This window comes from Streptomyces sp. NPDC045701, from assembly GCF_056432045.1.
Map to the genome: position 1 here is coordinate 23,261 of NZ_JBWKJV010000002.1, position 13,481 is coordinate 36,741.

A 13,481-nucleotide genomic window follows, 5' to 3' on the forward strand; every position below is an offset into this window, starting at 1 on the left:
AACCGGTCAGGCGGAGACCAGTTGGGAGGAATCGGCCGGGACCGGTGCCGTGGCGAGGGCCTGGTCGTAGCGGTGGAGGACGAGCCGGGCGAGTGCGGCGTGCGGTCCGAGGGGCGCGGCGGCGATCCAGGGGGCGGCTGCGGCGCTGCGGGTGGCGAACAGCCCGGGGGCGGTGAAGTAGGAGGCGACGGCTATGCGGTGGTGGCCCCGGGCGGTGAGCGCGCGGACGGCCTCGGCGACGGTGGGCGAGGCGGCGGAGGCGTAGGCGGCGATCACGGGCACGCCGCCTAGGCGTTCGCCGAGCAGCCGGGCGGTGCGGCGGGTGTCGGCGGCGGAGTCGGGGTCGCGGGAGCCGGCGGCGGCGAGGACGACTCCGGTGCCGCCGCCGGTGCCGTGCGCGGTGCGCCAGCCGGCCTCGGTGAGCCGGGCGTACAGCGCTTCGACGAGCAGGGGGTGGGGGCCGAGCGGGGCGGCGACGCGCACGCGCAGGTGGGGTGCGGTGGCGGCGGCGCCGGGCAGGTCGTGCTTGACGTGGTGGCCGCGGCTGAGGAGCAGGGGTACGAGGACGGCGTCACCGGCCGGCAGACCGGCGAGGGTGCCGGTGAGCAGGGGGGCGTTCAGCTCGATGTGGCCGAGCCGTACCGGGAGGCCGGGGCGGAGTTCGCGGACCCGGTCGAGCAGGGCGTTCACGGTGGCCGGTGCGCGGGGGTCGCGGCTGCCGTGGGCGACGGCGACGAGGGTGGGCGGCTGGGGTGTGCTCATGGGCCTGCGCGTTCCGTCGAGGTGGAGGTGGGTCGGTCGGGAGCCGGGCGGCGCGGTGCCGTGGGTGAGCGGTCGGGAGGTGGTGTCGAGGGGCGGGGGCGTGAGGGGGTGGGCCGGCTCCGTCATGAACCGATGGTGACGGGTGGGTGTTGCCGGGGCGTTGCGCGGCGGTGACGGGTGTTTTCCAGGCGCTCACGGTCCGCGCGGCGGGCGCGCGGGCGGGAGGTGCCGCGGTCGGTGCCGGGGGCGGCACCCCGCGCGGGTGCCGCCCCAGGGCTCCGGGGGGGTCAGGCGGACACCGTGCCAGGCGTACGGCGGAGAACGATCTTTTTACCCACTACCTTGTTTTCGAAACGCGGAATATATTTTCCGCAGACAGGAAGTGGGGGTTCCATGAGTGGTACGCACAGGACGCTGCCACGCCGCGCCGTCGCGGAGCTCGTCGGCACCGGGGCGCTGGTGTCGGTCATCATCGGTTCGGGCATCCAGGCCACCGGCCTGAGCCAGGACGTGGGGGTACGGCTGCTGGCCAACTCACTGGCCTCGGCGATCGGGCTCGGGCTGCTCATCGCCCTGTTCGCCCCGGTCTCCGGCGCCCACCTCAACCCGGTCGTCACCCTCTCCGCCTGGTGGACCGGACGGCGCGCCCCGGGCCGGCTGACCGGCCGGGAGGTCTCCCTCTACATCACCGCGCAGCTGGCCGGGGCGGTCGCGGGGGCCCTGCTCGCCGGGGCCATGTTCGGGCGGACGCCCGGAAGTTGGTCCACGCAGACCCGGTCCGACGGTCACCTGCTGCTCGGCGAGGTCGTCGCCACCGCCGGTCTGGTGCTGCTGGTCCGGGGCCTGGACCGCATCGGGCGCGCCCAGCTCGCGCCGCGCGCGGTCGCGGCGTACATCGCGGCCGCCATCTGGTTCACCTCGTCCGGTTCGTTCGCGAACCCGGCCGCGACCGTCGGCCGCTCGCTCACCGACTCGTTCACCGGCATCGCGCCCGCGTCGACGCCGGGTTTCATCGCCGCCCAGCTGTTCGGCGGCCTCCTGGGCGCGGGGCTCGCCGCGCTGCTGTACGGCGGCCGGCCGCCGGCGGGATCACACGTCCCGCGGTGAACCGGACGGGCCGTTCCAGCGTCGGAAGAGGCGGAGGTGGGACGTGGGATTCCGACAGGGTTTGCGGTCCGTGCGGTCGGGGCCGAGGTGGCCGGCGAGCCGGCGCGGGCGGCGGCGGCTGGTGCGGGGGGTCATGGTGGGGTGCGTCCTGGCGCTCACGCCGGCGACGTGGACGCACGCCGTCGCCGACGACCGGCTGCGTACGGCGGCGGACGTGCCCGCGCGGGACGTGGCCGTCGTGTTCGGGGCGGGGCTGTGGAAGGGCCGCCCCACCCCGTACCTGGCACACCGGCTGGACACCGCCGCCGCGCTGTACCGGGACGGCAAGGTGAAGGTCCTCCTCGTCACCGGCGACAACGGCCGCGCCGAGTACGACGAGCCGGACGCCATGCGCGCGTACCTGAGGGAGCGGGGCGTACCGGACGGGCGGATCGTCAGCGACTACGCGGGCTTCGACACCTGGGACTCGTGCGTCCGCGCCAAGAGGATATTCGGCGTGGACCGGGCCGTCCTGGTGACCCAGGGCTTCCACATCCGCCGCGCGGTCGCGCTCTGCCGGGCGGCGGACATCGACGTGTACGGGGTCGGGGTCGACGAACCGCACGACTCCGTCTGGTACTGGGGCGGGGCCCGCGAACTGGTCGCGGCCGGGAAGGCGGCGCTGGACGCGGCGTTCGAGCCGGAGCCGACGTTCCTGGGCCGGCGGGAGACCGGCGTGACGGAGGCACTGGGGCGCTGACCGCCCCGGCGCCGGGCCGGGGCCGAGCCGGGCCGTCGCCGGCCGCCCCGCCGCCCGCGCGCCTCACCGGCCCGTCGGGCGGCCGTGGAGCGGGCCGTACCGGGCCCGTAATGCGCCGTGTCGGTGGCCGTAACACACGCGTCGCATCCTCGGGGGCATGCTCACCGCCACCACCGCCACGCACTGTCCCTACTGCGCCCTGCAGTGCGGGATGAACCTCCGGCCAGCCGGCGACGGCGTCGAGGTGGTGGAACGCACCGACTTCCCCGTCAACCGGGGAGCCCTGTGCGGTAAGGGACGTACCGCACCCGCCGTGCTCTCCTCCCGGGTCAGGCTGGAGGGGCCCCTGGTCCGACGCCCCGCCACAGGCAGGCTCGAACCGGCCACCTGGGAGGAGGCCCTGCGTGCCGTCGCCGACGGACTGCGCGGCACCAGGGAGCGGCACGGGGCCGACGCCGTCGGGGTCTTCGGGGGCGGCGGGCTCACCAACGAGAAGGCGTACACGCTCGGCAAGTTCGCCCGGCTGGTCCTCGGCACGTCGCAGATCGACTACAACGGCCGGTTCTGCATGTCGTCCGCCGCCGCCGCCCACCAGCGGGCCTTCGGGCTCGACCGGGGGCTGCCCTTCCCGCTGGAGGACATCCCCCGCACGGGGTGCGTGGTCCTCGTCGGGTCGAACCTGGCCGAGACCATGCCGCCCGCCCTGCGGTACCTCACCGAGCTGAAGGAGAACGGCGGCAAGCTGATCGTCGTCGACCCGCGCCGCACCCGCACCGCCGAGCAGGCCGACCTGCACCTCGCGCCCCGCCCCGGCACCGACCTGGCGCTCGCGCTCGGGCTGCTGCACCTGGTGGTGGCGGAGGGGCGGACGGACGAGGAGTTCATCGGGAGCCGTACGACCGGCTGGGCCGAGGCCCGCGCCGCCGCCATGTCCCACTGGCCCGCGCAGGTCGAGCGCATCACGGGCGTGCCCGTGCCGCAGCTGCGGGAGGCGGTGGCGCTGTTCTGCGACGCGCCCGAATCGATGGTGCTGACCGCGCGCGGCCCGGAGCAGCAGTCCAAGGGCACCGACACCGTCGGCGCCTGGATCAACCTGTGCCTGGCCACCGGCCGCGCCGGCCGGCCCCTGTCCGGGTACGGCTGCCTCACCGGGCAGGGCAACGGCCAGGGCGGGCGCGAGCACGGGCAGAAGGCCGACCAGCTGCCCGGCTACCGCAAGCTCGACGACCCCGCCGCCCGCGCCCACGTCGCCGGGGTGTGGGGCGTCGACCCCGACACCCTCCCCGGGCCGGGCCGCAGCGCCTACGAGCTGCTCGACGCGCTCGGCACCGACGTCAGGGCGTTGCTGCTCATGGGCTCCAACCCGGTCGTGTCGGCGCCGAGGGCCGCGCACATCCAGGAGCGGATCGAGTCCCTGGACTTCCTCGCCGTGGCGGACGTGGTGCTGTCGGAGACCGCCGCGCTCGCCGACGTCGTACTGCCCGTGACCCAGTGGGCCGAGGAGACCGGCACCCTCACCAACCTGGAGGGCCGCGTCCTGCTGCGCCGCCGGGCCGTCGATCCGCCCGAGGGCGTACGCAGCGACCTGGAGGTGATGAACGCGCTCGCCGCGCTGCTGGGGTGGGAGAAGGGGTTCGCCACCGACCCCGAGGAGGTCTTCGACGAGCTGCGCCGCGCGTCGGCCGGCGGCCCCGCCGACTACGCGGGCATCAGCTACCGCCGCATCGTGGAGGAGGACGGCGTCTTCTGGCCGTGCCCCGAACCCGGACACCCCGGTACGCCCCGGCTGTTCCTGGAGCGGTTCGCGACACCGGACGGGCGGGCGCGGTTCGTGCCCGTCACCCACCGGGCGGCGGGCGAGGAGACGGACGACGAGTATCCGGTGGTGCTGACGACCGGGCGGGTGGTGTCCCAGTACCAGTCGGGCGCCCAGACCCGGCGCGTCGACGAGCTGAACGCCGCCGCGCCCGGACCGTTCGTGGAGCTCCACCCCCGGCTGGCCGGGCGGCTGGGCGTCGCCGAGGGCGAGCCGGTGGCCGTGGTGTCCAGGCGCGGGCGGGCGGTGGCGCCGGCGCGGATCACCACCGGCATCCGGCCGGACACGGTGTTCATGCCGTTCCACTGGGCCGGGGAGGGCCGGGCGAACACGCTCACCAACCCGGCGCTCGACCCGACCTCCCGTATGCCCGAGTTCAAGGTGTGCGCGGTGCGCCTGGAAGCGGTACGCCCGGCAGGCGCGGCCGGCGACTGACCCGGCCCCCGCCCGCCATCGGCTCCCCGGCCGCACGGCGGGCGTGGCCACGTACCCCCGCGCCCGGGCGCGGTGTCCCGTGCACGGAGACCGGCGGTTCCCGGGTCAGCGCGCGGAGGTCTCCCGCTGGAGCCACGCGAGGTAGCCGGTGCTCCCCCGGACCACCGGGGTCGCGATGATCTCGGGTGTCTCGTAGTCGTGCGTGGTGGTGAGGTACGCCTCCAGCGTGTCGTAGCAGGCCTCGGTGGTCTTGAAGAGGACCTGCCACTCCTGGCTGGTCTCGATGGCGTTCCGCCAGTGGTAGACGGACGTGACCGGGCCGGAGATCTGCGCACAGGCGGCGAGCCGGGCCTCCACCGCGCCCCGGGCCAGCTCCTGGGCCTTCTCGGCGCTGTCTGTGGTGGTGAGTACGGTCAGGGCCAGGGTCACGGTCTCTCCTCCGCGCGTCGTCTCCGCGTGCCGGTCGTCTCGCCGCGGCGGCGAACCGCGCCGCGTACGGGCCGAGCGTACGCACCCGCCGTCGCCGGCGACGGCCCGTACGCGGCAACCGCGCCCGGCGGCACGCGGTCGCGGGAGCCGGGTTCAGCCGCCGTAGGGGCGGAGGGACTTGGCGTCGCGCAGGGCGTGGCCCCACCAGGCGAGCTGGTCGAGCATCGTCTTGGCGGCGGCGTCGGGGGCGGTGGGGTCCTTGTGGCGGCCGTCCTCGTCGAAGTGGCCGTGGGCGTTGTGGAAGGAGACCGTGTCGCGGACGGTCACGGCGTGCGTTTCGGCGAAGACCTGGCGCAGCTGCTCGACCGCGCGCAGGCCGCCGGACACGCCCCCGTAGGAGACGAAGCCCACGGGTTTGGCCTGCCACTCGGTGAAGTGCCAGTCGATGAGGCTCTTGAGGGCCGCGGGGAAGGAGTGGTTGTACTCGGGGGTGACGACGACGAAGGCGTCGGCGCCGGCCAGTACGGGACTGACCTTGGAGAGCCGGTCCCTGACGGCCGGGGCCGGGTCGTGGGACAGGGCGGTGGGCAGGTCGGTGTCGGGGTCGGCGAGGTCGATGACGTCGACGGCGAAGTCGGTGCGCCGGGTGGCGTGGCCGAGGAACCAGTCGGCGACGACGGGGCCGAAGCGGCCCGCGCGGTTGCTGGCGACGACGACGGCCAGCGTGAGCGGTGAGGTGCGGGTGGTCTCCATGGGGAAGACCTTGGTACCTCGACCAAGGTCGAGGTCAAGCGGCCGTCGTGGGGGCCCGCTCCCGGTGGAGGCGTCACCCGTTCGGGGCGGCGCGCCGGGATACGCCGGGCAACGCCGCCGACCTGCGGGAACACGGAACGTCCAGGGCGACACGCCGACCCGGACGGCTCAATCTGATGGAACATCAGGAGGCGGGCGCGGCGGGCGGGGCCTTACCTCGGAGACAGGACATCCGCCCGTCACGCCCCGCCTGTCGCGCGCCCCGGAGGACCCCATGCGCACCACTGCCCACCTGCTGACCGGTACCGCGCTGGCTGCCGTCTCGCTCGGCGCCCTCGCCTCGCCGACCGCGTACGCCGCGTACGCCGGTGACTTCGGGAGGCTGGAGGTGTCCCCGTCGACCGCCGAGCCGGGCGAGACCGTCACGGTCAACACCACCGCGTGCGGCAAGAAGGGGCACGGCATCGGTGACGCGCAGTCGCTCGGCGCGGGCGATTTCAAGCTGTCGCCGGGGACCCACAAGGACGTCGCTATCGGCCGGTTCACGGTGCCGTCCCACACCAAGCCGGGCACCTACGCCATCGCCGTCGCCTGCGACAACGGCAAGACGGCCACCGGTGACCTGGTCGTCGAGCACGGCGGCGGGCACACCTCGGGCGGCCAGGACTCGGGCGGGCAGAGCTCGGGCGGCCACAGCTCGGGCGGGCACGACCAGGGCGGCCACGAGCCCAGCGGCCACGTGAAGACCGGGGTCGGCGGCAGCGTCGGCCCCGACACCACCCAGATCGCGGCGGGAGCGGCCGTGCTGGCCGCCTCCGCCGCGGGCGGGGTCTGGCTCCTGCGCCGCCGGGCGAGCGGCGCGCAGGACAGCTGACGGGGTCCGTCCCCGTACCCCCGCCCCGCTCCCCGCCCCCGCCGCGTGTGTCCCCGAGACCGCGGCGCGGGCGGGGAGCCCCAGCCACGCGAGGGCAGCCATGACCGACGACACCGGGAGCGCCGCGGGAAGCGGCACCGGTACGACGAGCCCGGGCACCGCCGCCGGCACCGGCTCCGGCGCGAAGGGCAAGGGCTGGGGCATGGCCATCGCCGCGTGCGTCGGCCTCTGGCTCGTCCAGAACGGCTCCGCGGAGACGACCCCGCCCGTCCCGTCCGCCGCCGAGGCGTTCGCCGCCGGACCGCACCGGCACACCGACGCGGCCGCGACCCCCCTGAGCCCCTCGGCCCCGGTCCGCGTCCGCATCCCGGAGATCGACGTCGACGCCCCGGTGATGCGCCTGGGGCTCGCCCGTGACGGCAGCCTGGAGGTGCCGCCGGCCGGAAACCCCGACATCGCCGGCTGGTACAAGGACGGCACGCCACCCGGCTCCCGGGGGACGGCGATCGTCGCCGGTCACGTCGACAACGCCGAGGGCCCCGCCGTCTTCTACGCGCTCGGCAGCCTCAAGAAGGGCCACTGGATCGAGGTCACCCGCCGCGACGGCCGTACCGCGGTCTTCACCGTCGACGCCGTCGAGGTGTACGACAACGAGGACTTCCCCGACCGGAAGGTCTACGGGCCGGCCGACCGCGCCGAGCTACGTGTGATCACCTGCGGCGGCACGTTCGACAAGAGGACCGGCTATCAGGGCAACGTCGTCGCCTACGCCCATCTGATCGGCGTGCGTTAGCTCCACTGGTCGAAGGCGAGCTTCGCCACCAGCGAGAAGACCACCACCAGCAGTACGCCCCGCACGAACTCCGCGCCCTTGCGCAGCGCCATCCGCGCCCCGAACATCCCGCCCGCCAGGTTGAACACCGCCATCAGCGCCGCCAGCGGCCACAGCACCGTGCCCTGGTACGCGAACATCGCCAGCGCCCCCGCGTTGGTGCACACGTTGACGATCTTGGCCGTGGCGGAGGCGGTCACCAGGTCCAGGTGCAGCACCGCGGTCAGCGCCAGCACCAGGAACGTGCCGGTGCCGGGGCCGAAGAGCCCGTCGTAGAAGCCGATCCCGCCGCCCACGAGGACGATCGCCGTGACCACCCGCGCCCGGGTGACCGGGCCCTGGTCCGCCGCCGTGCCGAAGGACGGCCGCAGCATCACGAACGCCGCCACGCCCAGCAGCACCACCATGATGACCGGCCGCAGGACGTCGCTGCTGATCCCCGCGGCGAAGAACGCCCCGCCCATCGACCCCGCCAGCGCCGCCAGCCCGATCCGCGCCGCCGTCCGCACCCGCACCGGCGCCCGCCGCACGTAGGTCACGGCGGCGCCGGTCGTCCCCACGATGGCCACCGCCTTGTTGGTACCGAGGATGTGGGCGGCCGGGGCCTGCGGGAGGCCGAGCAGCAGCGCGGGCAGGAGGAGCAGCCCGCCCCCGCCCACGACGGCGTCGATCCAGCCCGCCACGAGGGCGGCCGCGCAGAGGAGGACCAGGGTGGTCAGCGATATGTCGGGCACGACCGTGAGCCTATGAGGTGGATACATGTGCCGCCCACGGAACCGGTGAGGCTTGAGGTACCTCTGAGGTTGGAGGGGGCCCGGTGGCGTGCCCCGCCCGTACTCGTGTCCGTGCCCCTCACCGAGGACGGCGATCGTCGCTGAGATCAGCTTTCCGTGCGCGAAACAATAGGGATGCGGCCGGGTAACACCGCCGACGCACGCTGGCGAGCATGAGTTCACGGATCGTGGTGGTCGGCGGAGGCACGGCGGGCGCTCGCCTCGCCGAGCGGCTGCCCGTCACCCTGCTCGGCGAGGAGCCGCACGCCCCCTACAACCGGGTGCTGCTCGCGGACGTCCTGGCCGGACGGTACGGGCCCGAGGTCATCGCCCTGCCGTCCCCGCGCCACGACGGGGCGCGGCACGAGGTGCGGGTGACCGGCATCGACCGCGCCGCCCGGGTGGTGCACTGCGCGGACGGCGAGGCGTTCGCCTACGACCGGCTGGTGCTGGCCACCGGCTCGAACCCGGTGCTGCCGCCACTGCGGGGCCTGGGCGGCGGGCGGCTGCCGGCCGGGGTGCACGCGTTCCGGACGCTCGACGACTGCCTGGCGCTGGACGCGCTGGTCGGCCCCGGGGTGCGGGCGGTGGTGATCGGCGGCGGCCTGCTGGGCGTGTCGGCGGCCCGCGCGCTGGCCGCCCGGGGCGCGGACGTGGTACTGGCCCAGCAGGGCGAGCACCTGATGGAGCGCCAGCTCGACGCGGGGGCCTCGGCGATCCTGCGCCGCCACCTGGAGGCGGACCTGGGCGTGGAGGTGCACACCGAGTGCCGCGTCCGGGGCCTGCGCCGCGTCGACGACACGGTCGAGGCGGTCGAACTCGCCGACGGCTTCGTCCTGGACGCCGATGTCGTCGTCATCGCCTGCGGGGTGCGCCCCCGCGTGGGCCTCGCCCTCGACGCGGGCCTGGACGTGAAGCGCGGGATCGTCGTCGACGACCAACTGCGCACCTCCGACCCGTACATCCACGCCGTCGGCGACTGCGCCGAGCACGACGGCCGGCTCTACGGGCTGGCCGGTGCCGCCCTTGAGCAGGCCGACGTGCTCACCGAGGTGCTCACCGGCGGCTCCGGCGGCTACCGGGGCACCCGCGCGCTGACCCGGCTCAGCATGGACGCCCTGGAACTCGCCGCGTTCGGCGAGGCGACGCCGCTGCCCGGTGACGACACCGTGCAGCTGGCGGACGCGACGAGCGGCGCGTACCGCAAGGTCGTCGTCCGCGGCGACCGGCTCGTCGGCGGCGTCCTGCTCGGCGACCTCGGCGCGGTCGGGGCGCTCGCCCGGGCCTGGGAGGGCGACGAGGCCCTTCCGGAAGCGCCCCTGCTCCACCTGCTCACCCATGACGGAGGCTCCTGAAATGGCCCACATGCCCACAATCGTCCTCGTCGGCCACGGCATGGTCGGCCAGCGCTTCCTGGAGGCCCTCGCCGAGCGTGGGGTCACCGAGCGGGCGCGGATCGTCGTGCTCTGCGAGGAGCCCCGCCCGGCGTACGACCGCGTCCGGCTGACCTCCTACTTCGACGGGAAGACGCCCGACGACCTGTCCATGGTCGAGGACGGCTTCATGGCGCGGCACGGCATCGAGCTGCACCTGGACGACCCGGCCGAGACCATCGACCGGGAGGCCCGCACGGTCACCTCGCGGGCCGGCCGGGTGATCGCGTACGACACCCTCGTCCTGGCGACCGGTTCGTACCCCTTCGTACCGCCGGTGCCGGGCAAGGACGCGACCGGCTGCTTCGTCTACCGGACCATCGAGGACCTGCTCGCCATCGAGGAGTACGCGAAGACGGCGAGGACCGGCGCGGTGGTCGGCGGCGGGCTGCTCGGCCTGGAGGCGGCGGGCGCGCTCAAGGGCCTGGGCCTGGAGACGCACGTGGTGGAGTTCGCGCCGCGGCTGATGCCGGTGCAGGTGGACGAGGGCGGCGGCGCGGCGCTGCTGCGCACCATCGAGAACATGGGCCTCGTCGTCCACACCGGCACCGGTACGCAGGAGGTCCTCACCGAGGACGGCTCGGTGACCGGCATGGCCCTGTCGGACGGGACGACGGTCGCCACCGACATGGTGGTCTTCTCGGCGGGCGTCCGCCCCCGCGACCAGCTGGCGCGCGACTGCGGCCTGGCGGTCGGCGAGCGCGGCGGCATCGCGGTCGACGAGCGGTGCCGTACGTCGGACCCCGCGGTGTACGCGATCGGCGAGTGCGCGATGGCGGTGGACGGCCGGGTGTACGGCCTGGTCGCGCCCGGCTACGAGATGGCCCTCACCGCCGCCGCGACGATCGCGGAGGAGGAGGCGGGCGGCTTCACGGGCGCCGACATGTCCACCAAGCTGAAGCTGCTCGGCGTGGACGTGGCGTCGTTCGGTGACGCGCACGGCACGGCCGAGGGCTGCCTGGACGTCGTCTACTCCGACTCCCGCTCGGGGATCTACAAGAAGCTGGTGGTGGACCCCGACGGCGTACTGCTGGGCGGCGTCCTGGTCGGCGACGCGGAGTCGTACGGCATGCTGCGCCCGATGACCGGGACGAAGCCGCCGGTGGCGCCGGAGCAGCTGGTGCTGCCGGCCGGTGCCGGGGCGCCGGTGTCGCTCGGCCCGCAGTCGCTCCCCGACGAGGCGATCATCTGCTCCTGCCACAACGTCACCAAGGGCGCCATCTGCGCCTGTTCCTCGCTGCCCGAGGTGAAGAAGTGCACCAAGGCGGGCACCGGCTGCGGAAGCTGCGTCAAGGTGATCCAGCAGCTGCTGCCGAAGCCGGCCGACAGCGGGATGTGCGGCTGCTTCTCGTACACCCGCAGCGAGCTGTACGAGATCGTCCGCACGATGCGCTTCACCTCGTACGCGCAGCTGCTCGACTCGCACGGGCGCGAGGAGGCGCGCGGCGGGGAGGGCTGCGAGATCTGCAAGCCGGCCGTGGCGTCGATCCTGGCGAGCCTGACCAACGAGTACATCCTCGACGGCGAGCGGGCCGCGCTCCAGGACACCAACGACCACTTCCTGGCGAACATGCAGCGCAACGGCTCGTACTCGATCGTGCCGCGCATCCCGGGCGGGGAGATCACCCCGGAGAAGCTGATCGTGATCGGTGAGGTGGCCAGGGACTTCGGCCTCTACACCAAGATCACCGGCGGTCAGCGGATCGACCTCTTCGGCGCGCGGGTCGACCAGCTTCCGCTGATCTGGACGCGGCTGGTGGACGCGGGCTTCGAGTCGGGCCACGCCTACGGCAAGTCGCTGCGCACGGTGAAGTCGTGCGTGGGCCAGACCTGGTGCCGCTACGGCGTGCAGGACTCGGTGAAGATGGCGATCGACCTGGAGCTGCGCTACCGGGGCCTGCGTGCCCCGCACAAGCTCAAGTCGGCGGTCTCGGGGTGCGCGCGGGAGTGCGCGGAGGCCCAGTCCAAGGACTTCGGCGTGATCGCCACGGCCAATGGCTGGAACCTGTACGTCGGCGGCAACGGCGGCGCGACCCCGCGCCACGCGGACCTGCTCGCCCAGGACCTGTCGGACGCGGAGCTGATCCGGTTGATCGACCGGTTCCTGATGTTCTACATCCGTACCGCCGACCGGCTGGAGCGCACCGCGGCCTGGCTGGAGCGGCTGGAGGGCGGGCTCGACCACCTGCGCGACGTGGTGGTGCACGACAAGCTCGGGTTGTGCGACGAGCTGGAGGCGCTGATGGCCGCGCACGTGGCCGGCTACCACGACGAGTGGGCCGAGACGCTGAACGACCCCGAGCGGCTGCGCCGGTTCGTCTCCTTCGTGAACGCCCCCGACGCGCCGGACCCGTCGGTGCGGTTCGTGCCGGAGCGCGGCCAGATCAAGCCGGACCTGACGATCCTCACGCTGGAACCCCTGGAAGGAGCTTCCGCCCGATGATGCTCGAACTCTCCTACGGTGACGAGTGGTTGCCGATCTGCGACGACTCCGTACTGACGCCCGGCCGCGGCATGGCGGCCCTGCTGCCCGACGGTCGGCAGGTGGCGCTGTTCCGCGACCGGGCGGGGCGGTCGTACGCGATCGACAACCGGGATCCGTTCACCGGTGCGCAGGTGCTGTCACGCGGCCTGATGGGGTCGGCGGGCGGACGGCCGTTCGTGGCGTCACCGCTGCTCAAGCAGCGCTTCGACCTGGGGACCGGGCGCTGTCTGGACGACGAGGAGGTGGCGGTCGCCGTCATCGAGGTCCGGGCGCGCGAACTCGCCGCCGTCTCCTGACGCACGTCCCCCGGACCGGCGCCGTGCTCGGGGCCGCGTCCGGGGCGTCTCCCGGACCGGCGCCCGCGCGGTGCCCCGCCAGGTCGCGATCCCATCCGGCGGCGGCGCCCCGGTGCGGCGTACGCCGCCGCCGTGCGTACCGTCTCAGCCCTGGACCGCGGCCGGGTCCATCCACATGACCTCCCAGAGGTGGTGGTCCGGGTCCTGGAAGGACCGGCCGTACATCGTGCCGTAGTCCAGGGGGTCGTTGGCCGCCGAGCCGCCGGACGCCAGCGCGGCGTCGCAGAGCTGGTCGACCCGCTCCCGGCTGTCTGCGCTGAGCGCGAAGATCGCCTCCGTGGACCGCGACGCGTCCGCGATCTCCTTCTTGGTGAAGTCCTTGAAGCGGGGCTCGGTGAGCAGCATCACGAAGATGGTGTCGCTGATGACCAGGCACGCGGTCCTGTCGTCGCTGAACTGCTCGTTGAACGAGTAGCCGAGCTTGCCCCAGAAGGTCTTCGACGTCTCGAGGTCCTTCACGGGCAGGTTCACGAAGATCATCTGGGGCATGGTGTCGTCTCTTCTCTCATCGGTGCGGCGCTTTCGATGGGTGGACCGGGGCCGTTGGCGGAACTCATCGCTCCCGCCGGATCCTCTCGGAAGAAATCTCGCCCCGCTCCGCCCGGCCCGCCACTCAGGGGCGTCCGGCCCCGCCGGGCAGCCGGCGCCACCCGGGCGGACGCGCGCCGCCCCGGGCCGGGGCCGCGC

Annotated in this window: 13 protein-coding genes; 8 read left to right on the forward strand and 5 right to left on the reverse strand. The window is 74.1% G+C overall.

From position 1 onward, the window contains the following. Positions 1-6 precede the first annotated feature (6 nt). Positions 7-888: a sirohydrochlorin chelatase gene (locus AC07DW_RS02360; RefSeq protein ID WP_478855739.1), complete on the reverse strand. Its 882-nt coding sequence runs from the start codon at positions 886-888 to the stop codon at positions 7-9. A gap of 267 nt (positions 889-1,155) precedes the next feature. Between AC07DW_RS02360 and AC07DW_RS02365 the strand changes: the two genes are divergently transcribed. From AC07DW_RS02365 to AC07DW_RS02375, 3 genes are all read left to right on the forward strand, one after another. Further along, on the forward strand, positions 1,156-1,869 hold the full coding sequence (locus AC07DW_RS02365; protein ID WP_478855740.1) for an aquaporin: 714 nt from the start codon (positions 1,156-1,158) through the stop codon (positions 1,867-1,869). A 43-nt stretch (positions 1,870-1,912) separates the two neighbouring features. Then, entirely contained in the window at positions 1,913-2,608 is a 696-nt protein-coding gene (locus tag AC07DW_RS02370; RefSeq protein ID WP_478855741.1) for a SanA/YdcF family protein, read from the forward strand. A gap of 157 nt (positions 2,609-2,765) precedes the next feature. Beyond that, positions 2,766-4,859: a molybdopterin oxidoreductase family protein gene (locus tag AC07DW_RS02375; protein WP_478855742.1), complete on the forward strand. Its 2,094-nt coding sequence runs from the start codon at positions 2,766-2,768 to the stop codon at positions 4,857-4,859. Positions 4,860-4,964: 105 nt separating this feature from the next. Here the strand turns inward: AC07DW_RS02375 and cutA are convergent, their stop codons facing one another. Both cutA and AC07DW_RS02385 read right to left on the reverse strand, forming a co-directional pair. After that, a complete protein-coding gene (cutA, locus tag AC07DW_RS02380) occupies positions 4,965-5,288 on the reverse strand; it encodes a divalent-cation tolerance protein CutA (RefSeq protein WP_478855743.1) in 324 nt (107 codons plus the stop codon). Positions 5,289-5,441: 153 nt separating this feature from the next. Continuing rightward, a complete protein-coding gene (locus AC07DW_RS02385) occupies positions 5,442-6,041 on the reverse strand; it encodes an NADPH-dependent FMN reductase (RefSeq protein ID WP_478855744.1) in 600 nt (199 codons plus the stop codon). Positions 6,042-6,315: 274 nt separating this feature from the next. On the opposite strand from AC07DW_RS02385, the gene AC07DW_RS02390 reads away from it, so the two are divergent. Next, a complete protein-coding gene (locus AC07DW_RS02390; protein WP_478855745.1) occupies positions 6,316-6,915 on the forward strand; it encodes a hypothetical protein in 600 nt (199 codons plus the stop codon). Between the two features lie 202 nt (positions 6,916-7,117). Beyond that, positions 7,118-7,708, forward strand: coding sequence for a class F sortase (locus tag AC07DW_RS02395; protein WP_478856043.1), 591 nt, complete (start codon positions 7,118-7,120; stop codon positions 7,706-7,708). On the opposite strand, the gene AC07DW_RS02400 is transcribed toward AC07DW_RS02395, so the two are convergent. Continuing rightward, positions 7,705-8,481 (reverse strand): sulfite exporter TauE/SafE family protein, encoded by a 777-nt coding sequence (locus AC07DW_RS02400; protein ID WP_478855746.1) that lies wholly within the window; start codon positions 8,479-8,481, stop codon positions 7,705-7,707. The genes AC07DW_RS02395 and AC07DW_RS02400 overlap by 4 nt on opposite strands. 212 nt (positions 8,482-8,693) lie before the next feature. Here AC07DW_RS02400 and AC07DW_RS02405 point away from each other — a divergent pair, with 212 nt between their 5' ends. The 3 genes from AC07DW_RS02405 to nirD are packed head-to-tail and all read left to right on the forward strand — an operon-like array spanning position 8,694 to position 12,734. Next, complete coding sequence (locus tag AC07DW_RS02405) at positions 8,694-9,875, forward strand: NAD(P)/FAD-dependent oxidoreductase (protein WP_478855747.1); 1,182 nt, start codon at positions 8,694-8,696, stop codon at positions 9,873-9,875. Between the two features lies 1 nt (position 9,876). Beyond that, positions 9,877-12,396, forward strand: a complete 2,520-nt coding sequence (gene nirB / locus AC07DW_RS02410) for a nitrite reductase large subunit NirB (RefSeq protein ID WP_478855748.1) — start codon at positions 9,877-9,879, stop codon at positions 12,394-12,396. Then, positions 12,393-12,734 carry a nitrite reductase small subunit NirD gene (gene nirD / locus AC07DW_RS02415; protein ID WP_478855749.1) on the forward strand — a complete coding sequence of 114 codons (342 nt, stop codon included), beginning with the start codon at positions 12,393-12,395 and terminating at the stop codon, positions 12,732-12,734. The genes nirB and nirD overlap by 4 nt, the downstream gene beginning before the upstream one ends. Before the next feature lie 144 nt (positions 12,735-12,878). On the opposite strand, the gene AC07DW_RS02420 is transcribed toward nirD, so the two are convergent. Further along, positions 12,879-13,283, reverse strand: a complete 405-nt coding sequence (locus AC07DW_RS02420; RefSeq protein WP_478855750.1) for a VOC family protein — start codon at positions 13,281-13,283, stop codon at positions 12,879-12,881. Between the last annotated feature and the right edge of the window lie 198 nt (positions 13,284-13,481).

Bases quoted from the DNA above. Each gene is read 5' to 3' on its own strand.
- AC07DW_RS02360 (WP_478855739.1), bottom strand. From the start codon at position 888: ATGACGGAGCCGGCCCACCCCCTCACGCCCCCGCCCCTCGACACCACC.
- AC07DW_RS02365 (WP_478855740.1), top strand. From the start codon at position 1,156: ATGAGTGGTACGCACAGGACGCTGCCACGCCGCGCCGTCGCGGAGCTC.
- AC07DW_RS02375 (WP_478855742.1), top strand. From the start codon at position 2,766: ATGCTCACCGCCACCACCGCCACGCACTGTCCCTACTGCGCCCTGCAG.
- AC07DW_RS02385 (WP_478855744.1), bottom strand. From the start codon at position 6,041: ATGGAGACCACCCGCACCTCACCGCTCACGCTGGCCGTCGTCGTCGCC.
- AC07DW_RS02390 (WP_478855745.1), top strand. From the start codon at position 6,316: ATGCGCACCACTGCCCACCTGCTGACCGGTACCGCGCTGGCTGCCGTC.
- AC07DW_RS02395 (WP_478856043.1), top strand. From the start codon at position 7,118: ATGGCCATCGCCGCGTGCGTCGGCCTCTGGCTCGTCCAGAACGGCTCC.
- AC07DW_RS02405 (WP_478855747.1), top strand. From the start codon at position 8,694: ATGAGTTCACGGATCGTGGTGGTCGGCGGAGGCACGGCGGGCGCTCGC.
- nirB (WP_478855748.1), top strand. From the start codon at position 9,877: ATGGCCCACATGCCCACAATCGTCCTCGTCGGCCACGGCATGGTCGGC.
- nirD (WP_478855749.1), top strand. From the start codon at position 12,393: ATGATGCTCGAACTCTCCTACGGTGACGAGTGGTTGCCGATCTGCGAC.
- AC07DW_RS02420 (WP_478855750.1), bottom strand. From the start codon at position 13,283: ATGCCCCAGATGATCTTCGTGAACCTGCCCGTGAAGGACCTCGAGACG.